16 protein-coding genes are annotated in these 18,631 nt (G+C 54.9%); 2 read left to right on the forward strand and 14 right to left on the reverse strand.

The window, feature by feature from the left end; genetic code table 11:
- Positions 1-43: 43 nt before the first annotated feature.
- From ACTQ3V_RS01835 to ACTQ3V_RS01895, 13 genes are all read right to left on the reverse strand, one after another.
- A complete protein-coding gene (locus tag ACTQ3V_RS01835; RefSeq protein ID WP_441466019.1) occupies positions 44-1,009 on the reverse strand; it encodes a DUF3658 domain-containing protein in 966 nt (321 codons plus the stop codon).
- A gap of 2 nt (positions 1,010-1,011) precedes the next feature.
- Positions 1,012-1,356: a DUF6054 family protein gene (locus ACTQ3V_RS01840; RefSeq protein ID WP_441466020.1), complete on the reverse strand. Its 345-nt coding sequence runs from the start codon at positions 1,354-1,356 to the stop codon at positions 1,012-1,014.
- Between the two features lie 30 nt (positions 1,357-1,386).
- Positions 1,387-5,763, reverse strand: coding sequence for a PolC-type DNA polymerase III (locus tag ACTQ3V_RS01845; protein WP_441466021.1), 4,377 nt, complete (start codon positions 5,761-5,763; stop codon positions 1,387-1,389).
- An 18-nt stretch (positions 5,764-5,781) separates the two neighbouring features.
- The gene (gene ispG / locus ACTQ3V_RS01850) at positions 5,782-6,840 is read right to left on the reverse strand and encodes a flavodoxin-dependent (E)-4-hydroxy-3-methylbut-2-enyl-diphosphate synthase (protein WP_441466022.1); all 1,059 of its coding nucleotides are present in this window, start codon (positions 6,838-6,840) and stop codon (positions 5,782-5,784) included.
- On the reverse strand, positions 6,837-7,877 hold the full coding sequence (gene rseP, locus ACTQ3V_RS01855; protein ID WP_441466023.1) for an RIP metalloprotease RseP: 1,041 nt from the start codon (positions 7,875-7,877) through the stop codon (positions 6,837-6,839). Before rseP ends, ispG begins: the two co-directional genes overlap by 4 nt.
- 36 nt (positions 7,878-7,913) lie before the next feature.
- The gene (locus ACTQ3V_RS01860; RefSeq protein ID WP_441466024.1) at positions 7,914-9,047 is read right to left on the reverse strand and encodes a 1-deoxy-D-xylulose-5-phosphate reductoisomerase; all 1,134 of its coding nucleotides are present in this window, start codon (positions 9,045-9,047) and stop codon (positions 7,914-7,916) included.
- An 11-nt stretch (positions 9,048-9,058) separates the two neighbouring features.
- Positions 9,059-9,901: a phosphatidate cytidylyltransferase gene (locus tag ACTQ3V_RS01865; protein WP_441466025.1), complete on the reverse strand. Its 843-nt coding sequence runs from the start codon at positions 9,899-9,901 to the stop codon at positions 9,059-9,061.
- A gap of 24 nt (positions 9,902-9,925) precedes the next feature.
- Complete coding sequence (gene uppS / locus ACTQ3V_RS01870; protein ID WP_441466026.1) at positions 9,926-10,675, reverse strand: undecaprenyl pyrophosphate synthase; 750 nt, start codon at positions 10,673-10,675, stop codon at positions 9,926-9,928.
- 83 nt (positions 10,676-10,758) lie between these two features.
- A complete protein-coding gene (gene frr / locus ACTQ3V_RS01875) occupies positions 10,759-11,316 on the reverse strand; it encodes a ribosome recycling factor (protein WP_441466036.1) in 558 nt (185 codons plus the stop codon).
- On the reverse strand, positions 11,310-12,035 hold the full coding sequence (pyrH, locus tag ACTQ3V_RS01880; RefSeq protein WP_125115840.1) for a UMP kinase: 726 nt from the start codon (positions 12,033-12,035) through the stop codon (positions 11,310-11,312). Before pyrH ends, frr begins: the two co-directional genes overlap by 7 nt.
- Before the next feature lie 460 nt (positions 12,036-12,495).
- Positions 12,496-13,668 (reverse strand): NAD(P)-dependent malic enzyme, encoded by a 1,173-nt coding sequence (locus ACTQ3V_RS01885; protein WP_441466027.1) that lies wholly within the window; start codon positions 13,666-13,668, stop codon positions 12,496-12,498.
- A gap of 146 nt (positions 13,669-13,814) precedes the next feature.
- Positions 13,815-14,780: a transketolase family protein gene (locus tag ACTQ3V_RS01890; RefSeq protein WP_441466028.1), complete on the reverse strand. Its 966-nt coding sequence runs from the start codon at positions 14,778-14,780 to the stop codon at positions 13,815-13,817.
- A gap of 14 nt (positions 14,781-14,794) precedes the next feature.
- Entirely contained in the window at positions 14,795-15,646 is an 852-nt protein-coding gene (locus ACTQ3V_RS01895; protein WP_441466029.1) for a transketolase, read from the reverse strand.
- Positions 15,647-16,185: 539 nt separating this feature from the next.
- Between ACTQ3V_RS01895 and ACTQ3V_RS01900 the strand changes: the two genes are divergently transcribed.
- Complete coding sequence (locus tag ACTQ3V_RS01900; RefSeq protein WP_441466030.1) at positions 16,186-16,941, forward strand: DeoR/GlpR family DNA-binding transcription regulator; 756 nt, start codon at positions 16,186-16,188, stop codon at positions 16,939-16,941.
- Between the two features lie 33 nt (positions 16,942-16,974).
- Here the strand turns inward: ACTQ3V_RS01900 and ACTQ3V_RS01905 are convergent, their stop codons facing one another.
- Positions 16,975-17,319: a helix-turn-helix domain-containing protein gene (locus ACTQ3V_RS01905; RefSeq protein WP_441466037.1), complete on the reverse strand. Its 345-nt coding sequence runs from the start codon at positions 17,317-17,319 to the stop codon at positions 16,975-16,977.
- Between ACTQ3V_RS01905 and ACTQ3V_RS01910 the strand changes: the two genes are divergently transcribed.
- A complete protein-coding gene (locus ACTQ3V_RS01910) occupies positions 17,304-18,149 on the forward strand; it encodes a thiamine pyrophosphate-dependent enzyme (protein WP_441466031.1) in 846 nt (281 codons plus the stop codon). The two genes, ACTQ3V_RS01905 and ACTQ3V_RS01910, sit on opposite strands and share 16 nt — an antisense overlap.
- Positions 18,150-18,631: the final 482 nt, after the last annotated feature.

Raw genomic sequence — 18,631 nt, forward strand, 5'->3', positions numbered from 1 at the left:
TACTTTATCTCGCTAAAATAATATCATATTTGTATACCATCTGTCAACCCCCGATTTTGCGGATGGTCATTTCGCGGTATGTCGCGCCGTCCTGTACAATCTCCAGCCGTCCCCCAGCGCCCAGCGCGCGGATACGAGAAAAAATCAGCATATCACTGACCCAGTTGCCTGTCTCGGAGAGCTTGCACAACGCTCTGCCAACGGTTAACGCCGCGTGACTCTCTTCCTCCGGTACACAGGATAAAATGGTTTCATCGTAATAATCTTCGGGTACCGACTGCACCTTGCCGTTCACCATGGCGCGCAGCGGTGTATTCTCCTCCTGCATGCGCGTCCATTCCGTCAGCAGCGCAGCCTGCTCGGTCTCGGTCAGCTGACGGCGGCGTTTGTAAAAGTAGGGGAGAATACCAGGTTCGGCCTCCCCCACTGTTGAATAATAAACCATACCTGCACGCGGCGATGCTTTTTGCCGCGCCTCCCGGCTGCGGCGGTCGATCCGCGCTGCATATCGTCGGAGGAGGAACTGCGGCATGAAACGGAATACTGCGTTCATCAATCGGCTGTCGGTAACAATCCCCAACACGCCTGCATTCCGATCAATTGGCGTCGCCTTGGAATATTCCTGTACCGGCATCCAGTCCACCTCGGCCACCCACACCGGAATATGCTTTCGATACAAGCGGCTGACCACATACCGCAGACCGCATTGCTCCAAAGCGTTGCCGCCCGCATACCAGATGACCGCCTCATCCACCTCGTCCAGCTGTTCGAGCACTTTCCAGTGCCGTTCCTGATACTCGGCTTGCCACTTGCCATCCAGCTCCGGGTCACCGCGCCACGGTGTCAGGATGTCCGCGCGTGCGGCGCGGTCGGTCACATCCCGAATATCGCCCTGTGAATAGTCATCCGAAAGCGCAAGGATCTGTTCCACTTCCACAGAAGGCTCCATGGCTTTACGCGCCATTGCAAGGCAGCCTTTGGCGCTGTCCCCGAAACAAATCCAGTACACAGTCACGCACCTCCGCCGTAGCTTTCGGCCAGTTCGATCACCTTATCCAGAAAGCTTTCCTCGCCCATGGTATTGATTTTCCAGAACACTGCCTGACTGCCGCCCGAGGTAATCGCAGTCAAAAACAGCTGGTTCCCGCTGCCCGCGAGCGTCAGGTTCAGGCTCACGCGATTGCTGCCCGTCCAGCTGTACCGCTCAAACACGCGCACCGCTACACGCACGCCATCCGCTGTCCATTCGCTGCCGTCCTCATAGGAAGCGGACGCACTGCCGTTCATGATACCGTCAAATAAGTAATCGAGAAATGCGTCAAAATCGCCGGTGAGATGCTTTTCATACTTCGCCACGGTAGTATCCTCCTTTTATTGCCTTTCCGTTTATGCAAACAGTGAAATCTGGGTGGTCTTAGGCATCGAGCCAAGTGCGCCAATCTGATCAAGCAGCTCGACCACCGCCTTGGATGCCTTGGGACAGCGCACAGTGAGCTCCTCTGCCGAGAGGAATTTGCCGTTTTTTCGTTCCTCCACGATGTTCTGCGCCGCCTGTTCGCCAATGCCGGGCATTGAGGAGAACGGCGGAATCAATCCGCTCTCGGTCACAAGAAAGTCGGTCGCATCCGAGGTATAAATATCCATTGGCTCAAAGGTAAAGCCGCGGCGGTAAAACTCGTGACAGACCTCGAGCGTGGTGGACATTTCCTTTTCCGCTGCGGTAATGGTCTTTTCCTTTTCCTTGACCGCCAGCTCGCGCATCTTATCCTGTACCACTTTGTCGCCCTTAATCATACATGAAGCGTCAAATCCTTTGGCACGCACCGAAAAGTACGCCGAATAGAACGCAAGCGGTCGATGCACCTTGAACCACGCGATGCGAAACGCCATCATAACATAGGCCACCGCATGCGCTTTGGGGAACATGTACTTGATTTTCTTACACGAGTCGATATACCAGTCGGGCACGTTCTGCTCCCGCATCGCGCCCTCCATTTCCTCGGTCAAGCCTTTACCCTTACGCACGGACTCCATCGTTTTAAACGAGAGCTTGGGCTGCACGCCCTGCAAAATCAGATAGTTCATGATATCGTCGCGGCAGCAGATACAGCCGGACAGCGGGATACCCTTACGCACCAGCTCCGCCGCATTGCCCAGCCACACATCCGTGCCGTGCGACAGACCGGAAATCGAAACCAGCTCGGCAAAGGTAGAAGGATGTGTCTCCTTAACCATGCCGCGCACAAACTTGGTGCCGAACTCCGGCACCGCCAGACAGCCGAGGTCGCCCAGAATCGGGTCGGTGTCAGGATTTTCGCCCGTGTACTTGAGCGCCTTGCACGAATGAAACAGGCTCATCGTATCCGGGTCGTCGAGCGGAATCTCCTGCGCGTTGACACCGGTCAAGTTTTCCAGGTGCTTAATCATGGTCGGGTCATCGTGTCCCAGCTCGTCGAGCTTCAAGAGGTTCGCGTCGATGGAGTGATATTCAAAATGGGTGGTGATGATGTCCGAATCCGGGTCATCCGCCGGATGCTGCACCGGACAGACATCGTAAATCTCGATTTCCTTGGGCACAACGACCACACCGCCGGGGTGCTGACCCGAAGTACGGCGCACGCCCGTGCAGCCCGCGGCAAGGCGGTTTTCCTCTGCCCGCGAGCACTCGATGCCGCGCTCATCCATGTACTTTTTGACATAGCCATAGGCGGTTTTTTCCGCAACCGTACCAATCGTACCCGCGCGGAATACATGGTCATGCCCGAAAATCTCACCCGTATAATAATGGATGCGCGACTGGTACTCGCCCGCGAAATTCAGGTCAATATCGGGTACTTTATCGCCTTCAAACCCCAGAAACGTCTCAAATGGAATATTAAATCCCTGTTTGGTCAGGGGCTTACCGCAATTCGGACAGATTTTGTCCGGCAGGTCGACGCCGCAGGAGTATTCCTCATGCCACTCAACGTATTTATCATCCGGGCACAAATAGTGCGGCGCGAGCGAATTTACTTCGGTGATATCCGACATAAACGCTGCCAGCGACGAGCCGACCGAACCACGCGAGCCGACGAGATAGCCGTCCGCAAGCGATTTTGTCACCAGCTTTTGCGCAATGATATACATGACTGCGTAGCCGTTGCCGATGATGGAATTGAGTTCACGGTCGAGCCGAGCCTGCACCATTTCAGGCAGCGGGTCGCCGTAAATGCGCTTGGCCTTTTCATAGCACATATTGCGCAGGTCGTCCTCGCAGCCGTCGATGTGCGGCGGGTAGTTTTCGCGCGGTACGGGGCGGATAGCATCGCACAAGTCCGCAATCCTATTGGTATTCTTGACCACGACCTCATACGCGCGGTCTTCTCCAAGGTAGGAAAACTCCTTGAGCATCTCGTCGGTGGATTTGAAATACAGCGGCGCCTGATTATCCGCGTCACCGAATCCTTGTCCCGCCATCAGAATACGGCGGAACGCCTCATCCTCGGGCTCGAGGAAATGCACGTCGCCAGTCGCGCAGCAGGGTTTGCCCAATTCGTCGGCCAGCCGCAGGATATCCCGGTTCCAATCGCGCAGCTGCTCATCGTCCTTTGCCATGCCTTTGGCAATCATGAATTGGTTGTTGCCGATTGGCTGGATTTCCAGATAATCATAGAAGGATGCAAGCCGCTTAATCTCATCCCACTCTGCGCCGTTCGTCAGCGCACGGAACACCTCCCCCGCCTCACACGCCGAGCCGAAAATCAGCCCCTCACGATGACGAATCAGCTCACTACGCGGCATAATCGGGCGCTTATTGTAGTATTCCAGAAAGCTCTTGGAAATCAGCTGATATAGGTTTCTGAGTCCCTTCTGGTTCTGCACCAAAATGATAAAGTGATAACGCGGCAGGTTTTTCAGCTTGTTTTTACGGTCGGTTGTTGCGGCGAGAACCGGGTTAATGTCCGCCGTCGTGACTGCATGCAACTCATCTTTCAGCCGCGCGAGCAGCTTTACAAAAATACGCCCCAGCACGGCCGCATCCTCGCTTGCGCGGTGATGCTCAAACGGGCCGACCGCCAGCTCCTTCGCCAGAATGTTGAGCTTAAACTTATGCAGATGCGGCAGCATCAGACGGCTCATTTCCAGCGTATCGATAGCGGTAAAGTCCCGCTCGATTTCCAGACGCTTGCAGGCCGTGCGTAAAAAGCCCATGTCAAAGCCCGCGTTATGCGCGACAAGCGGATAGTTTCCCTCGCCCGCCCACGCAAGAAATTTCGGCACGGCCTCGGCAAGCTCGGGCGCGTCCGCGACCGTCTCGTCCGAAATACCGGTCAGCTTGGTAATTTCCTCGGGAATAGGCTTATGCGGATTGACATAGGTCTGAAAGCTGTCCTGAATCGCGCCGTCCACGATGCGTACCGCCGCGATTTCGGTGATTTCCTCGCTTGCTGGATTAAGGCCAGTGGTTTCCAAGTCAAAGACAATGAATGTACCCGTCAGCGGCTCGGCCGACTTGCCGCGCACGACCGAAAGCGTATCCTCGTCGTTGATGTAATACGCCTCGATGCCGTAGATAATCTTCATGTCCCCGATGATGCTTTTCTGCTTGCCCTCCTGTGCGTGCAGTGCTTCAGGAAACGCCTGCGCCACGCCATGGTCGGTAATCGCCATCGCGCGATGCCCCCACTGCGCCGCACGGCACAGCAGCGCCGCGGTTGAGGTCATGCCGTCCATTGCGCTCATGTTGGTGTGCAGATGCAGCTCGACGCGCTTCATGCCCTCAGCCTTATCCTGCCGCATCGGCTTTTTCGCCTTGACGATGCCGGTCGGCTCCAAAACCATTTCTTTGGCATAGGAATCATACACCATCTTGCCCTGTACCGTGCAATACAGACCGTTTTTAATCTTGGATGCGGTATCCCCCGCCTTATCTGCGGCGAGGAACTTGGAAACACGCACGGAATTGGTACGATCGGTCATATCAAAGGCAATTTTAACATAGTCCTTACCAGTCTTTTTGCTGTGAATGTCCTTGTTGTCGGTAAAGAATACCTCGCCCTGAATGGTGACCATATCGTACGCCGCAATCGCTTCGTTGACCGAAATGATGGGGTCTTGTATCAGCTTACCAAAAATCAAATCATCTTCGCGGACCTTTTCCGCGCGCGGACGTTGATATCCGGTGTGCTCCTGCCGCGGTGCGGGACGCGGCTTTTTGGGTTTCGGCTCGGCAGGCGTTTCTGCCGCTGCCTGCTCGATCGCCTTCTGCAAAATCTCTTCGCGCCGCGGCGCGTCAGATGCCGGCACAAAATCGCAGACTTCCGCCCGCACGGCATGCACCGGACAGGGTGCGCCAAGCTCACGCAGGATACGCGCTTCCAAATGGCGCAGTGCATTTGCGAAGTGGCGTTCGCTGACCTCATCCATCGGGATTTGCAGTGTGCCGTCCGTATACTGCCATTTACCGCAATCGAGCAAACCGCGCGCAGACGGCATACGAAATGCCATATCTTCATAAAGCGAGCGGATATACGCGTCTGTCAGGCCGTCCGGCATGGTATAGCGCGGCTCAATGCACACGCGGCTCAGGCCGTACTGCTTTGCAATCTGCTTTTCCGTCTTGGCAAGGGTTTTGCGGCTGACGACCTGCTTCAAGTCCAGCTCGACCACCATCACTGTGTTATTATCTCCAAACGCGAGAGAACGCACCTCGCCTGAGGCGAGGTGCTGTTCTTCCATCAACAATTTACAGTTTTGAAATAAATCTATCAGTTTACCAGCCAATTTGACCGTTCCTCCGAATTATGCTTCAAAATGCTCGATCATGCCCATCAGCTCGTCCACCAACTGTTCCTGCGGCACCTTTTTGATAATTTCCCCCTTGCGGAAAATCAGGCCGACACCGTCGCCGCCCGCGATACCGAGATCCGCTTCGCGCGCCTCACCCGGGCCGTTGACCGCACAGCCCATCACCGCGACCTTGAGCTTTTTGCCGTGGATGTTCATACAGCGCTGCTCGACCTCTTTGGCAATATCGATAAGATCAATGCGGGTGCGCCCGCAAGTCGGGCAGGAAACAACGTTGATGCCGTCCTCTGCACGGCCGACTGCCTTGAGAATAGCCTTTGCCGCATAGATTTCCTTGACCGGATCATCGGTCAGCGATACGCGAATGGTATCTCCCACGCCGAGCGCAAGCAGACCTCCGATGCCCGCCGCGGATTTGATGGTGCCCATGTACTCGGTGCCCGCCTCGGTCACACCGAGATGCAACGGATAGTTCGTCTTTTCGTGCGCGAGCAGATATGCCCGCATGGTATACGGCACAGAGGACGACTTGATCGATATGCAGATATCGTCAAACCCGCAGTCATTGAGCAGACCGACATGATACAAAGCAGACTCGACCATTGCTTCGGGCGTGGGGCCGCCGAATTTCTCTAAAATATGCTTTTCGACCGAACCGGAATTGACCCCGATACGAATGGGAATCTTTCGTTCCTTTGCCGCCTGCACGACTGCGTGCACGCGGTCTGAGCCGCCGATGTTGCCGGGGTTGAGACGGATTTTATCTACGCCCGCCTCGATGGACGCGAGCGCAAGCCGATAATCAAAATGGATATCCGCCACGACCGGGATGGGTGAACCGACACAAATCTCTTTAAGCGCATCCGCCGCCTGCGCGTCCGGCACGGCGCAGCGGACAATATCGCAGCCCGCTTCCGCCAGCGCGCGAATCTGCGCAAGCGTTGCTTTCGCGTCGCGCGTATCCGTATTGGTCATGGACTGTACCACGATCGGCGCACCCCCGCCAATCGGCACATCCCGCACCATAATCTGTTTGGTTTGCTTCATGCTCATGAACCTCCCGCAACAATGCGCAAAATATCCTGTCCCGTCACATACACCATCAGCGCCAGCAGCAGCACCAGTCCCGCCGCATGGATATACCCTTCATACTTGGGCGGCACCGGCTTGCGGCGCACGGCCTCTATGATAAGGAACAGCAGCCGCCCGCCGTCCAGCGCAGGCAGCGGCAGCAGGTTCATCACACCCAGATTGATGGAAATAAACGCGACCAGCTGGAAGAATGAAATCATGCTGTATTTTGCCGTGTCCGCCATCACCTCAGCAACGCCGACCGGCCCGGACAGCTGGTCGACGCCGACCTGTCCGCTCACCAGCATGCCGAGACTCGCCCAAACCATGCGCGCATAGCTGACCGAGGTGCGCACCGCCATGCTCAAATGAAGGCCGATGCTGTCCGGCTGCTCGGCAAAGGTCAGACCAATCATCTTGCGTCCATCCCCGGCATCGATGGTTGCCTCCAATTTGACGGCAGGCAACGTGATTTTCTCTCCGTTTCGCCGCACGACAACCTCATAGGTCGTATCCTCGCCGCGTGCAAGTGCAACTTCAAAATCGCTGCGCAGCAGAATCCGATATCCGTCCACCTTGAGGATTTCATCTCCAGCCATCAGGCCGCCTTCTGCCGCGGCCGTGCTCGCCGGGTCGACCGACGCGAGCGTCGAGACGATATAGCCGCCGTCCAGTCCGTTGGGCCGCATGACCGCCAGCACAATCAGAAAACCGACAAGGAAATTCATCAGCGCGCCTGCGGCAACGATGAGCATGCGTCGGGGCAGGCTTGCCTTGCCGAATGCGTGCTCGTTCTCGCTTTCGCTGTCCTCCCCTTCCATCACGCACGCGCCGCCAAAGGGCAGCAGCTTCAAACAATACAACGTGCCGTGATACTGCTTTTTCAGCAGTGTCGGCCCCATACCGATCCAGAATTCATTGACCTGTACCCCGCCGCGCTTGGCTGTGATAAAATGTCCGAATTCATGCACAATAACCAGCATGCCAAACGCCAGAATCGCCAGTATGATTTGCAGCAAAATACTTCTCCTCCCACAGGACAGAATAAACCTGCTTTATGCTAAAACGCTCTCCCGTGCGGCACGGTCAGCCGCAAGCACATCTTCCAGCGTGATGCTGCTGCGATACGCAATCGCATCCAGCGCCCGTGCCACCCGCTCGGCAATCTCGGTAAAGCCGATGCGGCCTTCTAAAAACAGGCCGACCGCCGCTTCGTTTGCGCCGTTGAGCACCGCACCGCGGTCGCCCTTGCGCTCCGCCGCCTGTCGTGCAAGATTCAGTGCCGGAAACGCCTCATAATCAGGTGCATAGAAGGTCAGCTTCGCGGCCTCCGCCAGTGACAACCTTGGTACCTTGCAAGGCACCCGCGCAGGATAGGTCAGCGCATACTGAATCGGCAGACGCATGTCGGGCAAGCCGAGCTGCGCGATCATCGCGCCGTCGGCAAACTCTACCGCGGAATGAACGATACTTTCCCGATGAATGACAATTTCGATATCCTCAGGCGGCATGTCGTACAGCCACATGGCCTCAATAAATTCCAGCCCTTTGTTCATCATGGTCGCCGAGTCAATGGTGATTTTTGCGCCCATCGACCAATTCGGATGCGCAAGTGCCTGCTCACGCGTCACCGACCGCATTTCTGATGCGGTTTTCCCGAAAAACGGACCGCCCGACGCGGTCAGGATGATTTTTGCAAGCGGATTACTGTGTGCGGCCTGTGCGCACTGAAAAATTGCCGAATGTTCGGAATCGACCGGCAGAATTTTGACGCCCTTTTCCCGCGCCGCGCGCATAACCAGCTCACCCGCGCATACGAGTGTTTCCTTATTGGCCAGCGCAATATCCTTGCCCGCATCAATAGCGGCCAGCGTTGGCAGGAGTCCAACCATGCCGACCACCGCGGTCACGACGATGTCTGCGCCGCTCTCCGCCGCGCAAGCCGTCAGGCCCTCCATGCCGCTGAGCACGCGAATATCCGTGTCCGCGAGCTTGACCTTGAGGTCGCGCGCGGCTGGTTCATCAAACGCGCATACCATGTTCGGATGCAGCGCGCGCGCCTGCTCTTCGAGTAAGTCTATGCGCCTGTTTGTCGTCAATGCGACAACTTCAGCGTCAATCGAGGGCAAAATATCGACCGTTTGTGTGCCGATCGAACCCGTTGCGCCTAAAATCGCAATTTTTTTCATAAAACACACCCTTACCAGATGATTCGGAACAGGATTTCCGCAAACGGTGCGACAAACAATACGCTGTCAAACCGGTCGAGCACACCGCCATGCCCCGGGAAGATATGGCCGTAATCCTTGATGCCGGTCTGCCGCTTGATGACCGAAAAGGACAGGTCTCCTATTTCGCCCAGCATTGCGCCGACCGCGCCCAGCACGACCGCCGCCCACAGCGGCATCTTCAGACCAAGCGTCACATTCATCAGCAGTACGACAAGCAGCACCAGCACCGCGCCGCCAATCACGCCGCCTACCGCGCCTTCCACCGTTTTTTTGGGGCTGACCACCGGCGCGAGCTTATGCTTTCCGAAAAACATACCGGCGAACAGCGCACAGGTGTCCGCGCCCCATGCGGCGAGCAGCGGCAGCAGCACAATGAACTGTCCCGCTCGAAAGTCGGTCTGTCCAATCGGCATGAAGTCCATTTGATAGATGCGCAGCAGGCTGAGCATGAGATATGGCACAATGAGTGCGCCGAAGAAACCCCATGCGACTTGCGAAACGTTCATTCTATTATGAAATTTCAATTCGATTGCAAACGATCCAATCAGCAGCACGAAAATCAGGCCCTGCACCACATCCTGCAAGTCAAGCGGTAATATGTCAAAATGGCCGATTGCCAGCCCCAGCGCGACCAGCAGGCACAACAGCAGCTCCAGCCGGTTATGCACCAGCTTGGTCGGGCCGAGCACCTCGTACGTCGCTAATACGCACAGCGCTGCGACCGCAAGTTCCAACACGATCGACGGAAACACATACAGCGCAAGCAGCACCAACACAAAGCCGACCACACCGAACAACACTCTTGCTTTCATATCTTTACACCTCGCTCCGTCTGTTTATACGCCGCCGAATCGGCGATTGCGCTTGTTAAACACGTCAATCGCCGCATCCATATCAGCGGTCTTAAAATCCGGCCATAACACGTCAGTAAAATAATACTCGGCATAGGCCGACTGCCATAACAGAAAATTTGAGGTGCGAATCTCCCCGGACGGCCGGATAATCAGATCCGGATCAGGCATGTGTGCGGTATACAGATACGCACCGATCGTCTCCTCGGTGATATCCTCCGGCGCAAGCGCGCCGCTTTTCACCTGCTCCGCGATGGCCCGAACCGCGTTTTTGATTTCATCCCGTCCGCCATAGTTGATGCACAGGGAAGCCGTCGCCGCATCCGGCCCCAGCCGATCGGCAATCTCATCCACCTCGCGGATCTGCGCACGGATATCCTCAGGCAGCGGTGTCAAATCGCCCAGCACACGCACCGCGACCCCACGCTGAAACATGGTTTCCGCCGCTTCCTTCAGGTAGGTGCGAAACAGGTTCATCAGTGCGTTCACTTCCTCCTGCGGCCGTTTCCAGTTTTCGGTGGAAAACGCATACACTGTAAAATACTGTACCCCAATGTCCTTGCAGTAAGTCGCAATCGTGCGGAATGTTTCTGCACCGACTTTATGCCCTGCCTGCCGCGGCAGTCCGCGCTTTTTCGCCCAGCGGCCATTGCCGTCCATGATGACCGCGATATGCCGCGGCACGGGACGATTTTCCGGTACGGCTACTTTCTTTTTCCGTGTAAACAGACCCACAAATACTTCCCCCATGCAAAGGGGCGGCCATGCCGCCGCCCCCCAATGTTGTTTGCTTTTCTTTCAGAGCGATGCGCGGCGCGTCACACCTCTGCCAACTCCTTGGACTTCTTGGCAACCATGGCATCAACTTCCTTGACGTACTTATCCGTCAGCTTCTGCATCTTCTCTTCGCCCTCGTGCAGCTCGTCCTCGGTCATTTCGCTCTTCTTATGCGCCGCTTTGAACTTATCAATCGCGTCGCGTCGGATATTGCGCAGTGCAACCTTGGATTCCTCGCCCGTCTTGGAAACGCCCTTAATCAGCTCTTTACGGCGCTCCTCCGTCAGCGGCGGGAAGTTCAAACGAATCTGCTTGCCGTCATTCTGCGGATTGATGCCCAGATCGGATACCTGAATCGCCTTTTCGATTACCTTGAGAATCGATCCGTCCCACGGCTGGATCGCAAGCGAACGGGGGTCGGGCGAAGAAATCGCAGCCACCTGATTGAGCGGCGTCGGCGCGCCGTAATACTCGACCGTAATCTTATCGAGTACCGCCGGATTTGCGCGGCCTGCGCGGATAGCCGCCAACTCCTTGGCGAGTACGTCGATCGTTTTTTTCATTTTTTCCTCATAAGCATTGAGCTGAGCCTTCATGATTTGTCCTCCTCTACAATCGTGCCGATTTTTTCGCCGTTGACTGCACGATAAATATTTTCCGGATCGGAAAGTGCAAATACCAAAATCGGAATGTGGTTATCCATGGAAAGCGAGGTCGCGGTCGTATCCATTACACCGAGGCCCTGATTGAGCACGTCCATATATGTCAGGCGGTCATACTTCTTCGCATCAGGATTTTTCGCCGGATCGGAATCATATACGCCGTCGACGTTTTTGGCCAGCAAAATGACTTCCGCGCCGATTTCGGCCGCACGCAGCACCGCCGCGGTATCGGTTGAGAAGAAGGGGTTGCCCGTACCGCAGCCGAAGATGACCACGCGCCCCTTTTCCAGATGGCGCGTCGCGCGCTGCCGAATATACGGCTCTGCGATGCGGTTCATCTCAATTGCGGTCTGCACACGTACCGGCACGCCGCGCTGCTCAAGCGCATCAGCCAGCGCCAGCGCATTGATGGTCGTCGCCAGCATGCCCATGTGATCGGCGCGCGTACGCTCCATCTTACCGCCGCCGTCCTTGACGCCGCGCCAGAAATTACCGCCACCGACTACAATACCGATCTCGCAGCCCTCTTCGTTGCATTTTTTTATCACATCACATACCGGGCCAATCACATCGAAATTCAGGCCGAAATGCTTGTCCCCGGCCAGTGCTTCACCGCTGATTTTTATGAGAACGCGTTTATATCTCTGTGTTTCCATGCTCCACACTCCTTGCTTCATTTTCCCGTTTTCTATTCTACCCTATAAACGCCTTTTTTGCAAAGGGTTTCGCTATGGATTTTACAATTTATGCACAACTGCACCACACATCGTATAAGTCCGCACACTTACTCTGCCCATATCCCCTCCAATGTAAAAAAATCCCGCTCCAAACAGAGCAGGATTTTTGTGTTTATGTATGCTTTTACTTCTTAAGAACGACTTCGCCGCCCATATCCCACATATCGTCATTGAACCAGTCAGTCGGGCAAATGCCCAGCTTCACTTTGCTCAGATCTAACATGTGTTATTTACTTCATTTTCATCCATTATACCGCATGCGCCGTTACTATCCTTGTAGTACTCAACTATTGCCTAAAAACAAACGCATTTTGGGGGTGAATTCACAGCTCTGATGTGCGCGAGTACACAACACCCTGTTTTCTCACCGTTCCGCCTGTCAAATACGCGCCACACCCGAGTCGCGCGCCGCCTGCGCAACCGCGTCCGCAACCGCACGGATGACCTTTTCGTCAAATGCCATCGGCATGATATATTCCGCAGTCAACTCCTCATCCGATACGCAGCGGGCAATCGCTTTGGCCGCGGCGAGCTTCATTTCCTCATTGATGTCGCTGGCGCGCACATCCAGCGCACCGCGGAAGATACCCGGGAACGCCAGCACATTGTTAATCTGGTTGGGATAATCCGACCGACCGGTGCCAACGACCGCTGCGCCGCCCTTTTTGGCATCCTCCGGCCAGATTTCCGGCACGGGATTGGCCATGGCAAACACCATCGGATTTGCCGCCATGGTGGCAACCATTTCGCTGGTCAGCACCTGCGGCGCCGACATACCGAAGAATACATCCGCACCCTTGATGGCATCCGCCAGCGTGCCGGTCATATGGCTGCGGTTGGTGACCTTCGCCATCTCAGCCTGCGCGGGATTGAGCCTCTCATCTCCCTCACAGACGATACCAAACCGCTCGACCATGGTCACGTCTTGAATACCGAGGAACATCAGGAATTTGGTCACGGCAATCGCAGCCGCGCCGCAACCGTTGACCACCATCTTGATATCCTCCACCTTGCGACCGGTCAGACGGCAGGCGTTGATAAGCGCCGCACCGCAGCAGACCGCCGTGCCGTGCTGGTCGTCGTGGAACACCGGAATATCACATACCTCCTTGAGCTTGCGCTCAATCTCAAAGCAGCGCGGCGCGGCGATGTCCTCCAGATTGATGCCACCGAACGAGCCGGAGATCAGCTCAATCGTGCGCACGATCTCATCCACGTCCTTGCTCTTGACACAAAGCGGGAACGCATCCACATCCGCAAAGGCCTTGAACAGCGCGCACTTACCCTCCATAACCGGCATACCAGCCTCCGGACCGATGTCGCCAAGGCCCAGCACTGCCGTGCCGTCCGTGATAACGGCAACCAGATTGTGCCGCCGGGTATAGGTGTAGCTTAAGGACGGATCGTCCTTAATTTTCAGGCACGGCTCGGCCACTCCCGGCGTATAAGCAATCGAAAGATCTTCTTTGCTGTTGACCTCGCAGCGTGCAACAACCTCAATCTTACCGCCCCACTGCTCATGCGCCTTAAGCGCGCGCTCTTTCAGATCCATGTTATTTCCTCCATCAGCTTCGTGTATAAATTTTCTTGAATATCAGTTTACCGCAAAATAACCCTTCTGCATAGAGGCAGAATGGCCAAACCCGCAAGTCAGAAAAAGCGCGCTGCATCAGCAGCGCGCCTGAGCTTTGTTTGGGATTACTTGCGGGAAATTGCCTTCTTGGCAGCCTCAACGATATGCGCTGCGGTCAGGCCGTATTCCTCACGCAGGAAGCTCTCCGCGCCAACCTGTCCGAAGCGATCCTCAACGCCGACCATCTCCATCGGAACCGGGCAGTTCTGGATGACAACATTGGCAATCGCAGAGCCAAGGCCGCACGTAACCTGATGGTTCTCAGCGGTTACAATTGCGCCGCACTCCTTGGCGGAGTCGATGATAAGCTGCTCATCGAGCGGCTTCCATGTGAACATGTCGATTACCTTTGCAGAGATGCCCTCAGCGGCCAGCTCCTCCTGTGCCTTGAGCGCCTCATCCACCATGATGCCGGAAGCAATGATGGCAACATCCTTGCCCTCCTTCAGCGTAACGCCCTTACCGATTTCAAAATCCGAGCCGTCTTCGTAAATGGTGATAAAGGCCTTGCGAACCATACGCATATAAGAGAACTTGCCGGAAGCGGCCAGCTTTTTGGTCAGGCAGTTGGTCTGCGCGTAGTCAGCTAGCTCGATGACAACCGCGTCCGGGATGGACAGGTACAGTGCACAGTCTTCAAACGGCATATGGGTGCCGCCGTTATACGCCGCACACACGCCGGGGTCGGAACCGACGATATGGACCGGGAGCTTAGCATAAGCCGCGCTCATGAAGGCCTGATCAAACACACGACGGGAAGCAAAGCAGCCGAAAGAGTGCACAAATACGGTCTTGCCTGTCGCGCACAGACCGGCGGAAACACCTACTGCGTTGGCTTCCGCAATACCTGCGTTAATAGTGCGCTCCGGATAAGCCTTAGCCAGCTTGCCGGTGTTGATGCAGTTCTCAAGATCGCAGTCAACATGTATCACCGACGGGTCTTTTTCCATCATCTCGAGCATCGCGTTAATATAAGCGTCGCGGTTTGCACGAGAATCCTTTTCGTGTTTGCCAATCAAAGTAAAGCTCATATTCGTACCCTCCCTTACTGTGCCTTGATCTCGGCGAGCTGCTTCTCAGCATAAGCAATGGCTTCATCCCACTGCTCCTTGGACGGCTGAGAAGAATGCGCGCCCGTACCGTCGGCAAAGGTCGCGCCCTTGCCCTTGACCGTATGGAGCACAATGCAGGTCGGAACGCCCTTGGTCGCGTAAGCGGTCTGGATCGCGTCGTAAATCTGCTCGACATCGTTGCCGTCTTCACACTCGACTACGTTCCAGCCGAACGCTGCAAACTTGGTGCCGATGCCCTTGGCATGCTTCATGACTTTTTCGCACGCACCGTCGAGCTGATACTTGTTATCATCGACGAAGCAAACCAGATTGTCCAACTGGTAATGTACGGCGAACTGAGCGCCTTCCCAAATCTGGCCCTCATCCGCTTCGCCGTCGCCAACGAAAACAAATACGTGGTTATCGCGGCCGTCGATCTTGTTGCCAAGCGCCGCGCCAGTGGCGGTGGACATGCCCTGGCCGAGCGAACCGGTGGTCAGGTCAACGCCAGGGGTCTTGGTGCGGTCGGTATGCGACGGGAAGTTGGTATGCGGCTGGTTCAGCGTGTAGGCATCCTCTATCGGATAGAAGCCCTTCAGTCCAAGAGTAGCGTACATCGCCGGGCCAGCATGACCCTTGGACAGCACGCACCAGTCGCGATCCTCCCAACGGGGGTTCTTCGGATCAATCTTCATAACGTCACCATACAGAACGGCCAGCGCGTCAATGATGGACATTGAACCGCCCACATGGCCAAAGCCGAGAGAGCCGATGGTTTTCAGGGTTTCCAGACGGATTTCCTGCGCAAATACGCGAAGCTCCTGCATCTTTTCTGCTTTCTGCATTGCATACACCTGCCTAATTCAAAATATTTTCTCTCCACGGAACAGTTTCCGGCAACAGCGGCGGCTGACCGCTGTACAATGATTACAGTGTATCACCAAGCTACCCAAATTTCAACCAGAATTCACACATTTGTTCACAAAAATTCCATCCCTTGTTTTGTACTTTTCGGTATATTTTATAAAAATACTGTCATTTCTTACAACCTATTTGTTATATATTGGTTGTATTTCTGTATTTTCTTGAGTATTCATCTCGGAATTATCGCTGCACCCCTGATTTCCCCAGCCTATCCGCCCACTTAATAGATATGACCAAAAAACAACCATCTTATTTCCACCAAGAAATATTTATAATTTAAATTTTTCTTTTAAATGCGAAAAATATTTATGCGTTCACGCACACGCATACAATAATTTATAATATAAAATACGTTTCCCCATTTCCGTCATTTTTTTAACAGTAGACAATTTATTCATTTTTTGATAAACTATAAAAAATTATTCTGGTTAATTTCCGGGTAAGAATGGGGAAAAGGAAGATGAAAGTCAGCCGTCTCAATTCGATTGAACAATATGTTATTTCACGCGAAACCGTCAGCATTGATGAACTATGTGAGGTTTTCGGTGTTTCCAAGAACACCATCCGCCGCGATTTAAATGAGCTTGAGGCGCGCGGGCATATTACCAAGGTATACGGCGGCGTTACTGCCACTGTTCCCTCCGGTGCCGTGCCGACGCCCATTCGTTCCGGACTCAATCCGATTGACAAATCTCTCATCGGCCGATTGGCCGCTGAGGAGGTCGCCGACGGCGACACCATTTTTATCGACTCCGGCACGACGACATTGTGTCTGCTGCGTTTCCTTGTTGCCAAAAAGCGCATCACCATCATCACCCATTCGCTCGGTGCGCTCAGCGAGGCATCTAAATACGATAATCTGAACCTTATTTCGCTTGGCGGCATCTATAGCCCGACAACCGACTCGTTCGTCGGCCTGTCCACGATTGAATCGCTCAGCGCCATGCGTATCAACAAAGCCTTCATGGGCGCAACCGGTGTATCCCTGACTGCCGGCATGACCAATACGACCTTCCTCGAGGCGGAGATTAAGCGCGCGGTTGTTCATCGCGCGGACATGATTTACGGTATGGTCGACTCCTCCAAAATCGGCAAGGAGGCCATTGTCACCTTCTGCCATCTCAAGGATTTGACCGCCTTTATCACCGACCGTGAACCGCCGAAGGAATATGTCGACCTGTGTCGGCGGGAAAACGTCAAACTTCGGTTTGAATGACCACAGCGGTACTGCTTTCTCATCACAACATAATCAACGGGCGGCTTCGGATATCATCCGAAGCCGCCCGTTTTCATTTACCGATATTACACCAAACCGCTTTGGGTGATTTTTAGATAAAGCACCGTATACTGTACAAAACCGCTTAACAAAATAGCCGAAATTATCGAATCCGGCATGAAAACCGACCTCCATTACCGGAAGATCGCTTTTGCGCAGCAGACGCGCCGCTTGCTCGATACGCAGAGAATTGATATGCTGCGCGAACGTTCGTCCGAAATTCTCCCGGAAAAGCTGCTGAAATACTAAGGCGACAAGCCAAAACGCGCCGCCACTGCAGTCAGCGAAAACGACTCTGTAAAATGCTCGCCCAGATATCCTACCATTTCCTTGAGCTGCCGCGCGTTATACTGCGCTCCCGGCCGCGCTCGTCTGACGGTAAGCAATCCTGCCTGCCGCACACCGCCTGCAAGCTGTGCCAAACTACGGCGCTCGGTGCCATCAACCACCTGATTGACGACGACGCTATTGTTTGTGCGGCTGCTGGCTCCCTGCTGGGCGACATGCAGGGTTTGCGGCGCGTCCCCAAGATCAACACCTGTCATGTGGAGTATGACTACTCCTGCATGGGTTACGAAATCACCTCTGCACTGGGCGCAAAGCTCGCTTGCTCGGACAAGGAAGTCTGCACGATGTGCGGCGACAGTTCGTTCGACATGCTGCACTCCGAGCTGATTGCCTCGGTCGAGATCGGCAAGAAGATTAACGTCATGCTGTTTGACAATGCTTCCTTTGTCTGCATCAATAGCCCCGAAGTTGGTCAGAGCAACGCCTCCATCTGCACCGAGAAGAACATGCTGGAAGAAGGCGTAACCAACGGCATCCGCAAGGGCAAGGTCAGCCAGATTGACAATGCGGCGATCGGTGCAGCATATGGCTGCAAGACCTACGCCGTCAAGACCATGGATGAGCTGAAAGCCACCATTGAATACGCTAAGAAGCAGGCCGTTTCCACTGTGATTGAGATGAAAGTTCTGCCTAAGACGATGTCTGTCGGTTATGAGAATTGGTGGCGCGTCGGCGTAGCAGAAGTTTCCACCAAGCCGGAAGTGCAGGCTGCGCATAAGGCAATCCAAGAGTCCTGTACAACGCTCTTCACTATTGTTCTGTCTCTTACTCTCAAAAAAGAGTGCCTTCAAGGAATTTGAACCGAACCGGTAAAACGGATAATAGACAAGGCGCCCCCTAATGTAGGAAAATAAAAGTACTACATGAGGGGGTGTGAGCAAAAGACAAGGGGTAGACATAAAAAAGCTGGAACCGTAGATTATTCTGTTGCGAGAAGAAGGAAAAACTCGGCGGCAGATTACAGATCTGCCGGGAATGGAAAAGAGGCATATCAAAACCGGGGCAATCGATATGGTCGGGAACAGGCACGACTCAATGCGGCGATGCCGCTAAAACATCCAGAGGAATCAAAAAAGGGGCCGTGGGAAGTGAAAAAGGCTACCAATATGAAATCGAACGACTGAAAATGAAGAACAAGTTATTGCGGAATTTTCTGCTACAAAACCGGAGTGGGGGGGGGGGGGGGGGGGGGGGGGGGGGGGGGGGGGGGGGGGGGGGGGGGGGGGGGGGGGGGGGGGGGGGGGGGGGGGGGGGGGGGGGGGGGGGGGGGGGGGGGGGGGGG

Origin of the sequence: Candidatus Agathobaculum pullicola (assembly GCF_052117205.1) — a bacterium.
Taxonomy (GTDB): domain Bacteria; phylum Bacillota; class Clostridia; order Oscillospirales; family Butyricicoccaceae; genus Agathobaculum; species Agathobaculum pullicola.